Origin of the sequence: Tissierella simiarum, from assembly GCF_018917865.1 — a bacterium.
In the GTDB taxonomy this organism is placed as follows: Bacteria; Bacillota; Clostridia; order Tissierellales; family Tissierellaceae; genus Tissierella_C; species Tissierella_C simiarum.
The window spans coordinates 158,638-177,560 of record NZ_JAHLPM010000008.1 but is presented as its reverse complement, the minus strand read 5'-3'; the positions used below and the strand labels follow the sequence as shown (position 1 = coordinate 177,560).

General features: G+C 30.2%; 20 protein-coding genes. All 20 read left to right on the top strand.

Features of this window, described 5'->3' with window-relative positions; all coding sequences use genetic code 11:
- Window positions 1-17: 17 nt before the first annotated feature.
- The 20 genes from KQI42_RS10860 (at window position 18) to KQI42_RS10765 (ending at window position 18,907) form a co-directional block, all read left to right on the top strand.
- Window positions 18-1,262 (top strand): NAD(P)H-hydrate dehydratase, encoded by a 1,245-nt coding sequence (locus KQI42_RS10860; protein WP_216519674.1) that lies wholly within the window; start codon window positions 18-20, stop codon window positions 1,260-1,262.
- Between the two features lie 16 nt (window positions 1,263-1,278).
- Window positions 1,279-1,875: a LolA family protein gene (locus KQI42_RS10855; protein ID WP_216519673.1), complete on the top strand. Its 597-nt coding sequence runs from the start codon at window positions 1,279-1,281 to the stop codon at window positions 1,873-1,875.
- 13 nt (window positions 1,876-1,888) lie between these two features.
- Window positions 1,889-3,064 (top strand): alanine racemase, encoded by a 1,176-nt coding sequence (gene alr / locus KQI42_RS10850; protein ID WP_216519672.1) that lies wholly within the window; start codon window positions 1,889-1,891, stop codon window positions 3,062-3,064.
- Between the two features lie 130 nt (window positions 3,065-3,194).
- Entirely contained in the window at window positions 3,195-3,476 is a 282-nt protein-coding gene (locus KQI42_RS10845) for a CopG family ribbon-helix-helix protein (protein WP_216519671.1), read from the top strand.
- Entirely contained in the window at window positions 3,473-3,823 is a 351-nt protein-coding gene (locus KQI42_RS10840; RefSeq protein WP_216519669.1) for a type II toxin-antitoxin system PemK/MazF family toxin, read from the top strand. Before KQI42_RS10845 ends, KQI42_RS10840 begins: the two co-directional genes overlap by 4 nt.
- Before the next feature lie 238 nt (window positions 3,824-4,061).
- Window positions 4,062-4,523: a hypothetical protein gene (locus KQI42_RS10835; protein ID WP_216519667.1), complete on the top strand. Its 462-nt coding sequence runs from the start codon at window positions 4,062-4,064 to the stop codon at window positions 4,521-4,523.
- Between the two features lie 17 nt (window positions 4,524-4,540).
- Complete coding sequence (locus KQI42_RS10830) at window positions 4,541-5,608, top strand: GNAT family N-acetyltransferase (protein WP_216519664.1); 1,068 nt, start codon at window positions 4,541-4,543, stop codon at window positions 5,606-5,608.
- Window positions 5,609-5,622: 14 nt separating this feature from the next.
- The gene (locus tag KQI42_RS10825; protein ID WP_216519662.1) at window positions 5,623-6,552 is read left to right on the top strand and encodes a PIG-L deacetylase family protein; all 930 of its coding nucleotides are present in this window, start codon (window positions 5,623-5,625) and stop codon (window positions 6,550-6,552) included.
- Window positions 6,553-6,647: 95 nt separating this feature from the next.
- Window positions 6,648-7,769: a glycosyltransferase family 4 protein gene (locus tag KQI42_RS10820; RefSeq protein ID WP_216519660.1), complete on the top strand. Its 1,122-nt coding sequence runs from the start codon at window positions 6,648-6,650 to the stop codon at window positions 7,767-7,769.
- Between the two features lie 5 nt (window positions 7,770-7,774).
- A complete protein-coding gene (locus KQI42_RS10815; RefSeq protein WP_216519658.1) occupies window positions 7,775-8,260 on the top strand; it encodes a DUF4330 domain-containing protein in 486 nt (161 codons plus the stop codon).
- An 18-nt stretch (window positions 8,261-8,278) separates the two neighbouring features.
- Window positions 8,279-8,833, top strand: a complete 555-nt coding sequence (locus KQI42_RS10810; protein WP_216519656.1) for a hypothetical protein — start codon at window positions 8,279-8,281, stop codon at window positions 8,831-8,833.
- The gene (locus KQI42_RS10805) at window positions 8,827-10,155 is read left to right on the top strand and encodes an O-antigen ligase family protein (protein ID WP_343231681.1); all 1,329 of its coding nucleotides are present in this window, start codon (window positions 8,827-8,829) and stop codon (window positions 10,153-10,155) included. Before KQI42_RS10810 ends, KQI42_RS10805 begins: the two co-directional genes overlap by 7 nt.
- Before the next feature lie 15 nt (window positions 10,156-10,170).
- Complete coding sequence (csaB, locus tag KQI42_RS10800) at window positions 10,171-11,280, top strand: polysaccharide pyruvyl transferase CsaB (protein WP_216519652.1); 1,110 nt, start codon at window positions 10,171-10,173, stop codon at window positions 11,278-11,280.
- A complete protein-coding gene (locus KQI42_RS10795; protein WP_216519650.1) occupies window positions 11,281-12,036 on the top strand; it encodes a WecB/TagA/CpsF family glycosyltransferase in 756 nt (251 codons plus the stop codon).
- 15 nt (window positions 12,037-12,051) lie between these two features.
- Window positions 12,052-12,909, top strand: coding sequence for a YitT family protein (locus KQI42_RS10790; RefSeq protein WP_216519648.1), 858 nt, complete (start codon window positions 12,052-12,054; stop codon window positions 12,907-12,909).
- A gap of 13 nt (window positions 12,910-12,922) precedes the next feature.
- Entirely contained in the window at window positions 12,923-13,750 is an 828-nt protein-coding gene (locus tag KQI42_RS10785) for a transketolase (protein WP_216519646.1), read from the top strand.
- Entirely contained in the window at window positions 13,743-14,678 is a 936-nt protein-coding gene (locus tag KQI42_RS10780) for a transketolase family protein (RefSeq protein ID WP_216519644.1), read from the top strand. The genes KQI42_RS10785 and KQI42_RS10780 overlap by 8 nt, the downstream gene beginning before the upstream one ends.
- 129 nt (window positions 14,679-14,807) lie before the next feature.
- Window positions 14,808-15,245 (top strand): protease complex subunit PrcB family protein, encoded by a 438-nt coding sequence (locus KQI42_RS10775; protein ID WP_216519642.1) that lies wholly within the window; start codon window positions 14,808-14,810, stop codon window positions 15,243-15,245.
- 152 nt (window positions 15,246-15,397) lie between these two features.
- A complete protein-coding gene (locus KQI42_RS10770; RefSeq protein ID WP_216519640.1) occupies window positions 15,398-16,321 on the top strand; it encodes a LysM peptidoglycan-binding domain-containing protein in 924 nt (307 codons plus the stop codon).
- Between the two features lie 198 nt (window positions 16,322-16,519).
- Window positions 16,520-18,907, top strand: coding sequence for an ATP-binding protein (locus KQI42_RS10765; protein ID WP_246566380.1), 2,388 nt, complete (start codon window positions 16,520-16,522; stop codon window positions 18,905-18,907).
- The last annotated feature ends 16 nt before the right edge of the window (window positions 18,908-18,923 follow it).

Here is an 18,923-nt window from a genome sequence, read left to right as displayed (position 1 = left end):
AGGGTGAATAGAGTGGGATGACTACAGGAGTTGATATAGTCAATGTAAGTAGAATTAGTAAAATTCTATTAGAGAAAAAGGATAACTTTTATAAAAAAGTTATGACAGATAGAGAAATCAATTATATTTGTAGTAGAAATCATAATCCTAGAACTATAGCTGGGATTTTTGCAGCAAAGGAAGCTATAAGTAAAACTTTAGGTACTGGTATTGGAGCTATAGGGTGGAAAGACATGGAAATACTACATGATGATAAAGGAAAGCCCTATGTTAATTTTTCGGATAAAGGAAAAAAAATAATAGAGGAATTAACATTAGACGTAATAGAAATATCTATTACCCATGAAGAGGAATATGCTATAGCCTTTGCCATTGGATATGGGAAACAAGATGAATTCATAGTAGTAGATCCATATATAAAAAAGCTTCTTCCAAAAAGAAAAAAAGATAGTCATAAGGGGAATTATGGAAGAGTAGGTATAATAGGAGGCAGTAAGGGAATGACAGGTGCTCCTTATCTGGCAACACAGGCAGCTTTAAGAAGTGGAAGTGGCTTGGTGTATACTTTAATTCCTAAATCTTTAGAAGATATAATGGCTGTGAAGTTAACAGAGGCTATAATAAAACCTATAGAAGATGAAGACAAAGGTTTTTTTACTCTAAAATCTATTGAAGATATAAAAAAAGAAATAGAGAACATGGATGTATTGGCAATAGGACCCGGATTTGGTGTAGATATAGAAAGATGCCAGCTATTAAGAGAAATACTTAACTACTTTAAAGGACCTATAGTATTAGATGCTGATGGCATAAATTGTATAGCTTTAGATCCTAGTATATTAGATAATAGAGAAGGTATTACTATTATGACGCCTCATCCTGGAGAATTAGCCAATTTTTTAAAGAGAACTACTAAGGAAATACAGGGTAATAGAATTAATTATTCTAAATATGTTTCAGAGAAATATAATGTAATAATGGTACTTAAAGGAGTAAATACTATTATTACGGGAGAAGGAGAAATTTTTTTAAATCCTACAGGAAATCCAGGCATGGCTACAGCTGGCAGTGGAGATATACTTACAGGAATTATAGCCAGCTTTATTGGTCAAGGGTTAAACTCCTTTAAAGGAACAGTGTTAGGAGTATATTGTCATGGTTTGGCAGGAGATATGGCTAAGTTAGATAAAGGAGAATATGGATTAATAGCTACTGATATTTTGGAAAATATTCCTTATAGCATTAAAAAAATAGAAGAATAAAGGCTGGGGGTTATAGGTGAAAAAGTTACTATTATTTATATTGATTACTATGGTTTTAGTGACATCTTGTAGCAAAGTTACTGATGAAGAAATTATTAAAAAAATAGAAACCACTATTGGAAAATTTAATGGATATACTTGTAAATCCAATATAAAAACTTATACAGAAGGAAAAGAATCAATATATGTAGTAGAAGAAACCTATATGAAGACAAATAAATTTAAATTAGAAATTTTAAAGCCAGAAGAGAGTAAAGGGTGTATAATCATATATGATGGTGATAAAGTCTTTTTAGAACATCCTTCTATCGAACAATCTATTTCTATAAAAACTATAAAGACTTTAAATAAACAGTTTTTTATAGGAAATTTTTTTGAAAATATTTCTCTTACTAAAAGTATAGATTCAGAAAAGATTAACGATGAAGAATACTTAATTCTTACTATGGATATTGAAGATAAAAATAAATATAGAAATATACAAAAAATTTGGTTAAAAAAGAAGGATTTTGTCCCTTATAAGCTGAATATATTAGATGCTGATGAAAATCCTAATGTAGAAATTATTTATGAGGATTTTAAATTTGTTAATAATAATGATGATGACTTCTAAGGAGGAATAAGTAGTGGATACTCTAGATGAAATTAGGCCTGTATGGGCAGAAATTAATTTAGATAACTTAGCACACAATATCAGAGAAGTTAGAAAGCATACTAAAAAAGATACTCTAGTAACCGCTGTGGTAAAGGCTAATGCTTATGGTCATGGATCTGTAGAAGCTGCAAACATTTTTTTAGAGAATGGTGCAGATAGATTAGCTGTAGCTACTTTAACAGAAGCTATTGAACTAAGAAAAGCCAATATAAATGCACCTATTTTAATATTAGGTTATACTCCTACAACTCAATATAATAAAGTAATTGAGTATGATATAATTCAGACTGTCTATAATTATGAAGAAGCCAAAATTTTATCTAATAAGTCAGTTGAATTAAAAAGGGAAGTTAAGATTCATATAAAGATTGATAGTGGAATGGGAAGAATTGGCTTCTTACCTACAGAAAGATCTGTAGAAGAAATCATTAAAATAAGCTATCTTTCCAATATAGAAGTTGAAGGGATTTTTACACATTTTGCTAAGGCCGATGAAGTAGATAAAACTCATGCCAAAATTCAACATGATAGATTCATAAATATAGTTAACAAGTTAGAGGAAAAGGGATTAAATATACCAATAAAGCATGTATCCAATAGTGCTTCTATTATAGATTTACCAGATTACAATCTCAATATGGTTAGAGCTGGTATAATGATGTATGGATTTTATCCATCTAAAGATGTAAACAAGGAAAAAATAATATTAAAGCCAGCTATGACTTTAAAAGCCAAGATTTCCAATTTGAAAGTAGTGGATAAAGGAACTGGCATTAGTTATGGACAAATATTTGTTACAGAAAGAGAATCTAAAATTGCAACTATACCTATAGGTTATGCTGACGGATTTACTAGAATGTTAACGAGAAAAGCTGAAGTATATGTAAAAGGAAAGAGAGTTCCTATAGTAGGAAAAATATGTATGGATCAATGCATGATAGATGTAACAGAAGTGGAGGATATTACCATAGGGGATGAAGTAGTATTATTTGGTTATGGTAAGGAAGGATATCCTCATGTTGATGAGATAGCAGAAAAGTTAGATACTATTAGCTATGAGATAGTATGTATGGTAGGTAGAAGAGTTCCACGAGTATATATTTCTGAAGAAAAAGTTGTAAAAATTAGAGATTATTTGTTAGATTAATCAAATTATTGAATAAATCCTTACTAATGTTGACACAATTAATATAATGAATATATAATTAGGTTATATTGTTTTTTAGTAGAATTATGTTGTGCGGATATACAGAAGATTGCTTGGGGGTGTAAATTATATGGCTGAGACCAAAAGGATCATGGTTAGTTTACCGAATAGCTTGCTTGAGGAAGTGGATTTTATTGTCTCTATGGAAAAGAAAAATAGAAGTGATTTTGTAAAAGAGGCTATGAAACTTTATATTCGCGAGAAGAGAAAGGTTGAAATATGTGAGAGATTAAGAGTCGGTTATAAAGAAATGAGTCAAATAAACTTAACCCTTGCAGAAATGGGATTGGAACAAGATGTCATTGAATTGAATATATATGAAGCAAAACTTACAGGGTGTGAAAAGTTGTGATTGTTAAAAGAGGAGATATTTACTATGCTGACTTGAGTCCAGTAATAGGCTCAGAACAAGGTGGAGTAAGGCCTGTTCTTGTTATTCAAAATGACATAGGAAACAAGTATAGCCCTACTATTATTGTTGCTGCCGTTACTTCACAGATAAATAAAGCAAAATTACCCACTCATGTAGAAATAAATGCACCAGAATATGGACTTCCTAAGGACTCGGTAGTTTTATTAGAGCAAATTAGGACTATTGATAAGAAAAGGCTTCGAGAAAGAATAGGAAGATTCAATGATGAAATGATGAATAGTGTAGATGAGTGCTTAAAAATTAGTTTAGGACTTGTGGAATTATAGATGGTGTAAGAAAAGCGCTTATCGAAGCATTTTAAGGTAGCTTTTCTTGAAACTCATTGACGGAAAGTTCCTATATTGGAAAAGAAAAAAGTAGAACTTTCCTATTCGTTATAAGAAATAAGCATTAGTTGATGCTTATTTTTTTATGTTTTTTGTAGTATAATGGAGAAAGGTAAACTCCTAATTATTAATTATGTAAGTGTGCTATGGGGATTAATTGTAAATTGGAGGAATGAGAATGAAAAGCAAGATTAAAAAAATAGCTTTAGGATTAGGTGCAGTTACCATAATGTTAGGGGCAACAGTTGTTTTTTCTGAGCCAGGTTCAGAGGGAGACCCACTGGTTACATTGAGTTATGTAGATAAAAGAATAGAACAAGTCAAAGCTTATATCGATGAAAAGCTATTAAAAGGATCTAACAATGATAATACGGCTAATAATTTAGAAGTAGTTAATTTACTTCAAGGACAATCTATAATAGGGAAAGCTGGAACCGAAATAATATTAAGAGGTGGAAAAGCTAAAGTTATAGCAGGAGAATTAGGCGGTTTATCTGACGTTACAGATGGAAAAGATCTTTCAATGGACAATAATGTGCCAGCAAATCATTTACTTATTATACCAAGAGATGATGGCAGAGGAGCATATGCTGCTGCAGATGCCATATTTCTAGTAAGAGGACAGTATGAAATAAGATAAGATTAAGAGGTGATACCTTGGTTAATATTAGAGAGTATAAAAATGGGGATGAAAAAGGAATAATCCCTTTATTCAATCAGGTTTTTGATACCAACAGACAGGAAGATTATTGGCATTGGCAGTTCATGGAAAATCCTGCTGAAAAGCCTATTATAGTTGTGGCTGAGGATGATTCAAAAGTAGTGGGACAATGTACTTTATTGCCTTCAAAGATGACCGTTAAAGGAGAAGAAATTTTAGGAGGTCAGTCCATAGATACAATGGTTAGCAATGATTATAGAAGACAAGGTATCTATGAAAAAATGGCTTTTACATCCTATGATATGGGAATTGAAAGGGGAATTAAAATAAGGTTTGGTTTTCCTAGTAAACCTGCTTTACAAGGATTATTGGAAAAACTAGGCGGTACTTTAATAGCAGATATTCCTCTCTATTTAAAAGTCTATAGATTAGATAATTTTTTAGCTAGCATAATAAAATTAAAGTTTTTATCAAAGATTTTAGCTATACCAGGTATGCTTTTAGTTAGATTAATCTATCGAGAAACCAAAATTAATATAAAAGAAAAATATGAAATGAAAGAAATTCAAAATTTTAATGAAGATTTTGATAAGCTTTGGGATAGAATCAAAATAGATAGTCCTATTATGTCTAATAGAGATAGTAAGTTTTTAAATTGGAGAATAAAAGATCATCCTAATATTCAATATAAGACTTTTGGTGCATATAAAGATGGAGAACTAAAGGGATATATGATTTTGAAAGTAGAAAATAGAAAAGTAAAAGGAAAATTCGATATTAAATTAGGTAGTATCGTAGATATGATAGCAATAAATGAAGATGTTATTTTGGGTCTTTATAATAAATCTAAGGAATACTTTAAGGATATTAAAACTGATTTAGTAGTTTGCTGGGCAACAGATTCTATGAAATATAAAGATCTATTTATGAAGTTAGGATTTTTTAAAACTAAGAGTGAGATACCCTTTGTGGTTAAGGATTTAATTGGTAATAACGAGTTAGAAAATTTGATTATTGATGAAAGAAACTGGTATATTATGCCAATAGAGTCTGATATTTATTAAAAGGAAGTGAAATATTGGTTAAGAAAATCGTTAAAGCGATATTAAAGTACCCTATTTTATTCTTAAATAGAATCTATACCTTTTTTTATTATAGAACTAAAGATAAAAAAGATGAATATTTAGTTGATTCAATGATGGATGGAAAGAAAATATTGGTTCTTGCTCCTCACGTAGATGATGAGACTATAGGTTTGGGGGGAACTTTGTTTAAACATAAAAAGAATCATAGCTCTATGGTGCTTTTATATCTAACTGATGGTAGCGGAAGTACTAGTAGTTTACCTGAAGAAGAGGTTATAAGGATAAGGAAAGAAGAAGGAGAAGGAATAAAAAATCTATATGGATTTGATAGACTTTATTTTTTAGATGAAAAAGATGGACAACTAAGTTCAGACAAAGAAGAACTAATAAAAAATCTTGTTGAGATTCTTAAAAAGGAAAATCCAGATATAATATACACTCCTTTCTTAATAGATGGTCATAAAGATCATGTAGAAACTACAAAATCTTTAATAAAAGCATTGGAAAAATGGGATAGTGAGTTTGAAAATATATATATGTATGAGGTCAATTGTCCTATAGACCCTATTATAGTCAATTGTATTAGTCCTATGGATGAAGCATTATACAATGATAAGAATAAGGTATATGATACCTTTAGTTCACAATGGGCAATGGATTTTACTGTCTTTTCCCTATTGGATAGGAGAAAAAAAATGTTTTTAAATAAAGAATATGGTGCAGAAATTTTTGTAAAGGCAAACTTAGAAAGTGCAAAGGGAATATTAAAATCTTTAGACGAGGTAGGATTTGCACCTGAACAATTTAGACAATTAAGTAGTGAGTATACTCTTGTATTATCCTTTAAACAAGGTAGAAAACTTAAATCTTTATATAATAAAGAAGTAAAAAAAGTTTTAGATATGGAAGAAGCTAGGAACTAAAAGAAATGTGCAATGAAAATAATTTGTGTGGTATAATTATTGATATGCAAATTTCTTATTGAAAGGAGGAAGGCTCTACCTAGAGCTCAATTAAAATGAAGGTACTTCATCTAATAAGTGGGGGAGATACGGGAGGTGCTAAAACTCACATAATCTCTTTAATAAAAGGACTTAATAAATTAATAGATGCTAAGGTAATTTGTTTTATTGAAGATACATTTTATGAAGATGCTAAAGCTGCTGGTATCAGTATTGAAGTGTATAAGCAAAAGAAAAGGTCTGATATGTCTGTAGTCCACGAACTTAAAGAAGAAGTTGAAAGAGAAGGCTATGACATAATCCACTGCCATGGGGCAAGGGCTAATTTTATAGGTGTGTTTTTAAAACATAAGATAAAAAAACCTATGATCACTACAGTGCATAGTGATTATAAGCTGGATTTTAAAGACAATTTTTATAAAAAAATAGTGTATACAGCTATAAATACTATAGCTTTAAAAAGGTTTGATTATTACATAGCAATTTCTGATACATTTAAGGAAATGCTTATAAATAGAGGCTTTAAAAAAGAAAAGATATTTACTGTTTATAATGGAATTGATTTAGAAGATGAATTAGAGTATGTTTCTAAAGAAGAATTTTTAGGTAGATATAACATTGATTATGAAGGCAAAACTATAATAGGCATAATTGCTAGGTTAGATTTAGTAAAGGATCACGAAACCTTTATAAGAGCTGCTGGAAAGGTGCTAGAGAAAAGAAAGGATATAGTATTTTTATTAGCAGGTACTGGTAATGATGAAAAAAGACTTAAATCTTTAGTAGATGACCTTGGAATTAAAGATAATGTTTATTTCTTAGGATTTGTTAAAGATCAATACTCTTTTTTTAACGCTATAGATATAAATATTCTAACATCTATTAGCGAAAGTTTTCCTTATGTAATTTTAGAAGGAGCAAGACTTAAAAAAACAGTAATAAGTACTAATGTTGGTGGTATTAGTCAGTTGATTGAAAATGGTCACAATGGATATCTAATAGAAGTTGGTGATATAGAGGCATTAGCCGAGAAAATTAATATACTTCTTCAAGATAAAAATGAAATTGGAATAATGGGAGAAAACTTATATAATAGTGTAGAGTCTAATTACTCTTCCAATACAATGGCAAAAGAACATGTAAAAATTTATAATGAAATAATTAGTAACAGGAGGTAAAAAAAGTGAAAATAATAAATGAAAAAGGAAAGTTATTTGGAATAATCAATGTCATTGATTTAACAGTACTACTAGTATTAGCTTTATTAGTAGTTGGTGGTACTAAAAGAATGAAAGCAAAGCCTATTACAGTAAATGAAGATACTAAAGCTATAGTTACATTCGAGGTTTCTGATGTTAGAATGGCTACTGTTGAAAATATAGTGGTTGGAGATCCAATTTATCATTATGATAAAGGCGGATTATTAGGAACAATAGTTGAGACAAGTTATGAGCCTTATAAAGAGCCTGTTGAAAGTGGAGATGGAAGATGGGTTGACGCAGAAATACCAGGTAAATATGTAGTTTCTTTTAAAGTAGAAGCAGAAGTTAAAGATAATCCTGACGTAGTTGTCGTTGGTGGAGAACAGACAAGAATTGGAGCTCAATTTAGGTTAAAGAATAAAAGGGTTGCAGTATTTGGTACAGTTCTTGGCATAGAAGTAGAGTAGAATTCTAGGAGTGGTACTATGTATAATAGCGTTGTTGTATCAATATTTGTTAAACTTTGGCGCATAATGGTACTTGGATATAATCACAGTATCATTAAAAGGGTTGTAGACTTTATTAGTGGTGGTATAAAACATCTTTCTAAAGGGTCTAACGTAGTCAGTTTTTTTACATCTAACAAGAGAATTACAGAGGAAAGTGTTTTTTATAAAATTTATGCTAGTATAATTAAAACTGTAAATAATGGATTTAAGAAAGTAAACAACTATATAAAAAGTATTGGAGATAATAGCTTAATATATAGAAATGTCTATAAATTATTTTCAAAAGATGTGGAGGCTATCAGAACATCTTGTGTTTTTATATTTTCTTTTGGAATTGGCTTATTAATCAATAACTTAGTTAGAGGATTCTATGCAGGAAAATCTTATATAGTTGCCTTCTTCCTAATTATAGTTTCTATTATAGGATTAACATTAAAAGAAAATTACAAAGAGGTTTTAAGCAATAGCTGGCTTTTTAAATTTATAGAAAGCATATTTACTATTGATGAGGGAGGGACTAATTGGTGGTAGAATATTTTAAAAGAAGAGAACTAATCCTTCCCGTTGGTTTTGGAATATTGTTTTCTCTAATATATTATAAATTACCTTTAAATTACTTTGCTGTCGCAATGATTGGATTTATTGCAGTAGCTATGGTTTTATATGACATTAGGGTAGGAATTTTCGCAGGAGTATTTATAGTACCTTTTTTGCCAGATATGTTAAATTTACTTTATATGATTTTCTTAGTGGGAGTGTTCTTTTACAAGGGGTTATTTAAAGAGATAAATCCTCTAACAAAAGATTCTGTAGATTTACCTATAATTTTATTTGGCATAGTTATAATACTATCTACAATTACATCAATAAATATAACAGGAAGTTTTAGGGACTTAGCTATTCATTTAGCTGGGTTAGGTTTTCTAGTAGTATTGATAAACAATATTAAAACTAAAGAGGATTTTAATAAATTAGTAACCATTATAGTTATTGCAGGCACTTTAGTTGCCTTATATGGGTTGTACCAATATGTAGTAGGAGTAGAGATGGAAGATAAATGGTTAGATACAGCCAATAATCCTGGAATAACTACAAGAGTTTACTCTGTTTTTGGAAATCCTAATATATTGGCAGAATACTTAATCATGTTGATTCCTATATCAGTATCTTTATTTTGGTATTCTAAAAGGCTTCATAAAAAGATAATCTTTTTAGGAACTAGCTTTATACTTATGTTAACTTTGATATTGACTCTTTCAAGAGGCGGATGGGTAGGTTTTGCTTTTGGTATGTTAGTCTTTGTACTGTTGGTAGAAAAACGACTACTTCTATCTCTAATACCTTTAGGATTAGGTGCAGTATATTTTCTGCCACCAACTATTTTAAATAGGATACTTAGTATTAAAAACCTTGGAGATTCTTCTAATGCCTACAGAATAAAAATTTGGAGGATTACTTTAGATATAATTAGGGATTATTGGGTAGCTGGAGTTGGCTTTGGATATGTTCCCTTTAAGCAAACCTTTGAAAGTTATATAAGAACTATGCCTGCTTACCATGCCCATAACTCTTATTTAGAAATTGCTGCTGAAATGGGGATACCTGGGTTGGTAGTTTTCCTAATGTTTATATTTATCTTATATAAATATGCAATAAGGAAATTAGTAGACGGTAAGGATAACTATATTAGAATTATGGCAGCAGGAGTCCTATCAGGTATTGGTGGTCTATTAGCTCATGGTGCTGTGGAAAACGTCCTTTATTTACCAAAAATTATAATTACTTTTTGGACCTTAGTGGCTTTTATACTAGCTCTTATGCGAATATCTGACGGATCAAAGGAGATTAGTTAAAAAGGAGAAATATATATGAGTCGAGTTAATACAATACTCATTTCTGGATATTATGGGTTTGACAATAGTGGTGATGATGCTATTTTAAAAGCTATTGTTAAGGATATAAAACAATATAATAGTGAGGTTAGTATAGCAGTACTTTCTAACAATCCATCTAAGACAGAGAAGATGTATTGTGTAAAGGCTGTCAATCGCTTTAAATTTAAAGAAGTGTTAAAAGAAATGAAAAATACGGATTTATTTATAAGTGGTGGTGGTAGCTTATTACAAGATATAACTAGTACTCGCTCATTATTATATTATTTAACTTTAATGAAACTAGCAAAGATTTTTAAAAAACCTGTAATGGTATATGCAAATGGAATAGGACCAATAAACAAGAAAATAAATAGGTTTTTAGCTAGAAAAATTTTAAATAAAGTAGATTTAATAACTCTAAGAGATGAAGATTCAAAAGCATATGTTAAGGGGCTAGGAGTAAGAAATAAAAACATTCATGTAACGGCAGATCCAGTATTTACTCTAGCTCCTGATCCTAAGGATTCAATAGATAGAATATTAAAAAAAGAAGGAATTCCTATGAATAAGAAGATGATAGGAATATCCGTTAGACAATGGAAAAAAGCTAATAATTTAACGGAAGTAGTTTCTAAAGCTATAGATTATATTATAAAAGAACATGATGTTAATGTAATCTTAATTCCTATGCATTATCCTGAAGATCTAGAAATAAGTGAGGAAATAATAAAGAAGGTAAATTCTAATGATTGTTATTTACTTTCTGATAAATATAGTGTTGAGGAAATAATGGGAGTAATTAAGGAATTAGAAATTATAGTGGCTATGAGGCTTCATTCTTTAATTTATGCAGCAACTCAAGGCATACCCATGGTAGGATTAGTATATGATCCTAAAATAGAAGGAATATTAAGGTCTCTTAAAATGGATCATATGTGTTCTGTAGAAGATTTGATTTATGAGGAATTAATTTCAAATATAGATTATGTGTGGAATAATAGAATAGAGTTAAAAGAAACATTAAGAAAGCTGGATAAAGATTTACAAGATAAAGCCTTGTCCAATGTTACTATGGCTTTAGATTTACTAGAAGTAGGTGACTAAATGGATAGTATAAAAATTTTTGGTGTCAAAGTATATAATACAACGTTAGAAGATGCCACTACTGAAGTAGGAGAATATTTAAAAGGAGATCAACTAAGGGCTATATATACTCCTAATACGGAAATAGTAATGGCGGCTAAAGATGACGAAAGCCTAAGAAACTTATTAAATAAAGGAGACTTGATTATTCCTGATGGAATCGGTTTAATATACGGATCAAGAATTAAAAAGAAACCTTTGAAAGAAAGGGTTACAGGTTTTGATTTATCTATTAAAATGCTTAATATAGCTAATGAAAAAGGCTATAGTTTATATCTATTAGGTGGAAAAGACGGTGTTGCTAAAACAGCGTCTGAAAATATTATAAAAACTTATCCAAATATAAGAATAGCTGGTTACCATAATGGGTATTTTAAAGGTAGTCATATAGATAGGAAAGACCATGAAGAAGAAATGGCAATTATTGAAGATATAAATAATGTGGATCCCGATATTATTTTTGTTGGTCTTGGATTTCCTAAACAAGAAATATGGATAGATACCAATAAAGATAGGATCAAAGGGAGAGTAATAATTGGAAATGGCGGTGTAATGGATATACTTTCAGGTAATGCTAAAAGGGCTCCAAAGGTATTCCAAAAATTAGGATTAGAATGGTTTTATAGACTAGTTAAAGAGCCTTCTAGAATAAAAAGACAAATGGTCTTACCCAAATTTATGCTCACAGTTCTTTTTAGAAAAGGCGTAATAGAATAAATAGGGGGAAAAATTATGGTAAAAGGTCAAAATTGGTATAAGAATATATTTTCTTATATTGGAATAGCTGTTGGTGTTTTATTGATGGCTATTGGATTAAATTATTTTCTAGAACCAAATACCATTGCTCCAGGAGGAGTTACAGGTTTTGCTATAGTGTTAAAAAAGACTATTAATATACCCGTTTATATAACAAACTTGATTATTAATATTCCTTTATTTATATTAGGTGTAAAAACCTTGGGGAAAAATTCTGGATGGAAAACTCTTTATGCTACCCTATTGTTGTCATTTTTCTTAAAAACTTTGCCGCCATTATTTTTAACTCATGATTTACTTCTTTCTTCTATATTTGGAGGAGTTTTAACTGGTATTGGATTAGGAATAGTATTTAAGTTTGGAGGAACTACTGGAGGTACTGATTTAGCTGGTGCTATTCTAAATAAATATTTTCCTAAGTTTGGATTATCTACTTTCATGATGATGATTGATTTATGTGTCGTAGTTTTTGCCGGAGTTGTGGACAAGAAAATAGAAACTTCTCTATATTCTATTATTGCATTATTTGTTACAATAAAGGTAGTGGATTTAATTCTTGAAGGCATAGGTTATTTAAAAGGATTTATAATTATTACTAATAAACCAGAAGAAATTAGTGAAAAATTGATGAAGGATTTAGATAGGGGTGTAACCTTATTTAAAGGAAAAGGCATGTACACCAAAGAGGAAAAAGACATTCTTCTTTGTGTTGTAAATAGATCCCAATTTACTGAAACCAAAGAGATTGTTAGTGAAATTGACAAAAGTGCTTTTATTATGGTAACAGAAATGTATGAAGTATTGGGTGAAGGCTTTGATGAAATAAAAAAATAGTAGGAGGGATATGATGGATAAGTACATGGATTTAAAACAAATTGCATGCAATATAAGAGTAGATATAATTAAAATGTTAGAAAAATCAAAATCAGGCCACCCAGGTGGTTCTTTATCAGCAGCAGAGATATTAACTGCTTTATATTTTAAAGAAATGAAGGTAGATCCTAAAAATCCTCATTGGGCAGATAGGGATAGATTTGTTTTATCTAAAGGCCATGGTGCTCCAGTTTTATATGCAGCTTTAGCACAAAAAGGATATTTTCCTATGGAAGAATTAGATCATTTGAGAAAAATTGATTCAATGCTACAAGGACATCCCGATATGAAAGGAACTCCAGGAGTAGATATGACTACTGGTTCTTTAGGACAAGGATTAGCAGCAGCTAATGGGATGGCTCTAGCTGGTAAAATAGATAATAAGGATTATAGAGTATATGCTCTTCTTGGAGATGGAGAAGTGCAAGAAGGTATTATTTGGGAAGCTGCCATGTTTGCTGCTCATTATAATCTTGACAATATTACAGTATTTTTAGACCATAACGGATTACAAATAGATGGTGCTAATAAAGATGTTATGAATATAGAACCAATAGATGAAAAATTTAAAGCTTTTGGCTGGAATGTGCTAAACATTAATGGACATTGTTTTGAAGAAATATTTAAAGCTATTGAAGAAGCTAAAAATACTAAAGGGAAACCTACTATTATTATTGCTAAAACTATAAAAGGTAAAGGCGTATCATTTATGGAAAATCAAGTAGGATGGCATGGAACTGCTCCATCAGCTGAAGAAGCTGATAAAGCTTTAGAGGAATTAGGAGGTGGATTAAATGGCTAATATGATTGCTACTAGGGATGCTTATGGTGAAGCATTAAAAGAGCTAGGTAATATAAATAAGGATGTTGTAGTATTAGATGCAGATCTTTCTGGTTCCACAAAAACATCTGTATTTAAAAAGTCATTTCCTGAAAGATTTTTTAATGTAGGTATAGCAGAACAAAACTTAATTGGAACAGCAGCAGGATTAGCTACTACTGGAAAAATTCCTTTTGCTAGTACTTTCGCTATGTTTGCTACAGGCAGAGCTTTTGAAATTATAAGAAATTCTGTATGTTATCCTAAACTTAACGTTAAAATAGCTGCAACTCATGCTGGATTAACTGTAGGAGAAGACGGAGCTACTCACCAAGCCTTAGAAGATTTAAGTATAATGAGGACTCTTCCAAATATGATAGTATTAAATCCTGCAGATGCAGTAGAAGCAAAGCAATGTATATTTAAAGCAGCCGAACATAATGGACCAGTATATATAAGATTAGGCAGATCTAAAGTGCCAGTAATCTTTGATGAAAACTATAAATTTGAAATAGGAAAAGGTGTAGAATTAAAAGAAGGAAATGATGTAACTATAATAGCTACTGGTGTTATGGTGGAAAAAGCTCTATTGGCCCATGAAGAACTTTTAAAAGAAGGTATTAAAGCAAGAGTTATCAATATGGCTAGTATTAAGCCTATAGATGAAGAAATTATAATTAAAGCAGCTAAAGAAACTAAAGGGATTGTGACTGTAGAGGAACATAGTATTATAGGTGGTCTAGGTAGTGCTGTATCTGAGGTAGTAGTAGAAAACTATCCAACTCATGTAGTTCGAATAGGAACTGAAGATACCTTTGGACAATCAGGAGATGGAGATGAATTACTGGAGAAATATGGATTAAATATAAAAAATATAGTTGCTAAAGCAAAGGAAATATTATCTAAATAGAAAATTAGAGGCACCTTTTTTCAATTAATGAAAAGGGTGCTTTTCTAATGTATTTAAATTATATTAGATACATAATATTAACTCCCAAGGAATAAAAATTATATAAGATTAGTTCTTGGGGGGATTGAATTGAAAAAATATTTGATAATTGGATTAGCTGTAATAGTAATTATCGGAGGTATATTTTTACCTAAAGTTCTAAAGAAAAGTGAGGGAAGTGTTAGTTTTAAAACTGTAGAAGCAGCAGATATTCCAGATAAAATTAAAGAGATACTTCCGAGATATTTAACAGAAGAAAGAGCTTTGACCTGTAAACTAAAAGACGATATATATGTAATAGTTACTAGAGGAGAAAAGAGTACCAAAGGATACTTTGTAAAAATAGATAAAATGATTAAGGAAAATGCTTCAAAAGATCATTATGATTTAGTAGTTTATGCTAAATTTACTGATCCCAAACCCAATGAGGCGGTTTCTCAAGAATATGATTATCCTTTTGTCATAGTAAAAACAAATCTTAAAACTATGCCAGATAAAGTACATTTAGATATTGAATATATTGAATAAACCCTTAGTCTACATCTAAGGGGCTATTCGTTGCTAAAAATTGGTTTGGAAAAAAGAGATTAAATTACATAATTTTACCTAAAGGAAATAAGAAAAGTATATAGAAGTATTATGCTATGTACTTTTTTTAATTTTTGAAGGGGGAAATACAAATGAAAAGACTAAAAAAAGCAACTATTGCTGCAATGGCAATAACAGTAGGTATTACTACGACTTCTGTGGCAGCACCTTATACTGTAAAACCAAAAGATTCTTTTTGGACTATAAGTAATAAGTATGGAGTATCTTTAGAAAGTATTTTAAAAGAGAATAATGCCACAGATAATACTATTATATATCCTGGACAAGTCATACAAGTACCAGAAAAGATAAAGTTGAATTCAAGTCCATCAAGAGGAGAAATACATAGGGAAGTTCCTAAAACAATTTCTTACACTATAGAAGAAGGGGATAATCTTTGGACTATAAGTGAAAAATATTTAATATCTGCAGAGGATATTATAAAGATTAATGAAGGATTAACTAAAGATACTATATTTAAGGTGGGACAAGTTATAAATCTTCCTTTAAAGGAAGAAGTAAAAAAAGAAGATAAAGTAGAGAGTAAGTATGGAGAATATCTTAATTGGTTTGATGAAGTAGAAAAACTAATACCTAGAGGATCAGACTTTAAAGTAATAGACTTTTATACTGGAAAATCATATATGGCTAGAAGATCTGTAGGATCTTACCATGCAGATTGTGAAACTTTGACTAAAGAGGATACTGACATTATGAAATCCATTTGGGGAGGTTTTAGCTGGGAGAGAAGACCAGCTATTATAGAATATAATGGCAGAAGAATAGCATGTAGTGTTACTTTTATGCCTCATGCCGGTAATGACAGTGAAAAAGGAGGAGTCAATACCAGCTGGAGAAGTGGAGGATATGGTCCAGGCATTAACTTTGATTATATAAAGGGTAATGGAATAGATGGTCATTTTGACATACATTTTGTAGGTAGTAAACGCCATATGGATGGAAAACAAGATCCAGAACATCAAAAAATGATAAAAATAGCAGCAGGAATAAAATAAACATAAGATTTGGATAAGGATATTATTTCCTTATCCAAATCTTTTTATTTTTTGAAAAGATTAATATTAAATATTCTTTATTGATTAAACTAAGTAATTAATCAGTTAATAGATTTATAGGAAACAATTAAGAATAATTGAATATATTAGTGAAGTAAATAGGGTATATGTAAGTCAATTTATGGAGGTGGAACCTTTATGATAGAGAAGTATAGGATTCCCATTGAAAAACTAAACAATAGCTGTAATCCTAATATATTTCCTTATAATACTACGGAGACAATAATAGTATATAGAGAGTTAATAGGACAAGAGAGAGCAATGGAAGCTTTAAAACATGGACTTTCAATTAAGCGTAAAGGATATAATATATTTGTTGCAGGTCTTACTGGTACAGGAAGAAACAGTTATTCTTACTTAGTAGCTAAAGATTTTGCAGATAAGAAAAATACACCTAGAGATTGGTGTTACGTATATAATTTTAAAAAACCAAATTCACCAAAACCTATTAGCTTAACTCATGGTAAAGGAAAGATTTTTAAGATAGATGTTGAAGAAGCTATAAAAACCATTGATTCTGAAATATCAAAGGCTTTAAGTTCAAAAGATTATGAAGACAAGAAAAATAAAATATATAATGAGCATCAAGAAATGGCTCAGAAGATTATTAAAGAATTGAATACTTTAGCTAAAGATTATAATTTTACATTCAAACAGACAGAAAGAGGAATATTAAGCATTCCTTTAATGGAAAATAGACCAATGACTGATGAAGAAATAGATAATTTAACAGATGATGAATTGGAAGAAATAAAAAATCTATCTTTGGAACTTAGCCAAAAAGCTTACGACTACGTTAAGAGAGTTAAAGAAGTTGAAAATAATTTGAAAGAAGAAATTAATGAATTAAGGGAAAGTAATGTTTTAGATGTAGTAAAAATTTATCTAGAGCCTTTAAAAGAAAAATATGAGGATAACGAAGATATTATAAAATTCTTTAGCGATATTCAAGATGATATAGTTGAAAACTATGAAATGTTCTTAGATAAGGAAGAAGAGTCTATAGTGGAAAACATATTTTTCCCGGGCAATAAGAAAGAGGAGTTCTTAAAAAGATATGAAATAAATCTATTTATAGACAACGATGGAAAAAAAGGAGCACCAGTTGTAAGGGAAATGAATCCAAACTATCATAATTTGTTTGGCAAGATAGAATATGCCAATGAATTGGGAGGATTAAAGACAGATCATACTAGAATAATAGCTGGTTCTTTACATGAAGCAAATGGAGGATATATAATACTACAAGCTAAGGATATACTTCAAAGTAGACTAGTTTGGGAAGGTTTGAAAAGAGCTTTATCTACAGAAGAACTAAAGATAGAAAATGTAACGGGATTAAGCATAATTTCAGAAACTTTAAGACCAGAACCTATACCATTGGATATTAAAGTTATAATAATAGGAGACTATTTAATATATCATTTATTATATACCTATGATGAAGAATTTAAGAAACTATTTAAGATTAAAGCAGATTTTGATACTGAAATGGATAGAAATGAAGAAAATATACTAAAGATTGGATCTTTTGTAGCATATCAATGTAAAGAAGAAGGACTAAAACCCTTTCATAAATCTGCTTTAGGAGCAGTTATAGATTTAAGCAGCAGGATAGCAGAAAATAAAAATAAGCTTACATCCAGCTTTAATGAATTGGTAGAGATTCTTTATGAATCTGATGCTTGGGCTACGAGGAATGGAAGAGAGGTAATTACTAAAGAAGATGTTGAAATGGCAATCTTGAAGAAGACTAATAGAAATAATTCTTATGAGGAAAAACTTTTAGAATTAATAGAAGAAGGTACTATATTGATCGATACTGAAGGAGAAAAAGTTGGAGAAATAAACGGACTTTCCATTATAGATTTAGGTCAATATGCTTTTGGTAGACCTAATAAAATAACAGTAAATACCTATTTCGGTAAAGATGGAATTATTAATATAGAAAAAGAAGCAGATCAAAGTGGAAATATACACGATAAAGGTGTTTTAATTCTTACTGGATATTTAGGAGAAAAGTATGCAAAAGATACTCAGTTATATTTAACAGCAAGTATAACTTTTGAGCAATCCTATAGTGGAATAGATGGAGATAGTGCCTCTAGCACAGAGTTATATGCACTGTTATCTAGCTTAGCTGAGGTGCCAATAAATCAAGCTATAGCAGTAACAGGTTCTGTAAATCAGAAAGGAGTTATTCAACCTATCGGTGGGGTTAATGAAAAAATAGAGGGATTTTATAAAGTATGTAAGTTAAAAGGGCTTAAAGGAAATGAAGGTGTTATAATACCAGAAAAAAACATTGAAAATTTAATGCTTGATAAAGAAGTCACAACGGCTGTAGAAGAAGGTAAGTTTAATATATATGCTGTTAGAACTATTGATGAAGGGATGGAAATACTTACAGGATTAAAAGCAGGAAGTTTAAAGGAAAATGGAAAATATGAGGAAGGTAGTATAAACTCTTTGGTTCAAAAAAAATTAGAATACTATTCTATGTTAAACAAGGAGTCAGAAATATAATCAAAAACAGAGTAGC

Bases quoted from the DNA above. Each gene is read 5' to 3' on its own strand.
- KQI42_RS10860 (WP_216519674.1), top strand. From the start codon at position 18: ATGACTACAGGAGTTGATATAGTCAATGTAAGTAGAATTAGTAAAATT.
- KQI42_RS10845 (WP_216519671.1), top strand. From the start codon at position 3,195: ATGGCTGAGACCAAAAGGATCATGGTTAGTTTACCGAATAGCTTGCTT.
- KQI42_RS10835 (WP_216519667.1), top strand. From the start codon at position 4,062: ATGAAAAGCAAGATTAAAAAAATAGCTTTAGGATTAGGTGCAGTTACC.
- KQI42_RS10820 (WP_216519660.1), top strand. From the start codon at position 6,648: ATGAAGGTACTTCATCTAATAAGTGGGGGAGATACGGGAGGTGCTAAA.
- KQI42_RS10810 (WP_216519656.1), top strand. From the start codon at position 8,279: ATGTATAATAGCGTTGTTGTATCAATATTTGTTAAACTTTGGCGCATA.
- csaB (WP_216519652.1), top strand. From the start codon at position 10,171: ATGAGTCGAGTTAATACAATACTCATTTCTGGATATTATGGGTTTGAC.
- KQI42_RS10795 (WP_216519650.1), top strand. From the start codon at position 11,281: ATGGATAGTATAAAAATTTTTGGTGTCAAAGTATATAATACAACGTTA.
- KQI42_RS10790 (WP_216519648.1), top strand. From the start codon at position 12,052: ATGGTAAAAGGTCAAAATTGGTATAAGAATATATTTTCTTATATTGGA.
- KQI42_RS10785 (WP_216519646.1), top strand. From the start codon at position 12,923: ATGGATAAGTACATGGATTTAAAACAAATTGCATGCAATATAAGAGTA.
- KQI42_RS10780 (WP_216519644.1), top strand. From the start codon at position 13,743: ATGGCTAATATGATTGCTACTAGGGATGCTTATGGTGAAGCATTAAAA.
- KQI42_RS10770 (WP_216519640.1), top strand. From the start codon at position 15,398: ATGAAAAGACTAAAAAAAGCAACTATTGCTGCAATGGCAATAACAGTA.
- KQI42_RS10765 (WP_246566380.1), top strand. From the start codon at position 16,520: ATGATAGAGAAGTATAGGATTCCCATTGAAAAACTAAACAATAGCTGT.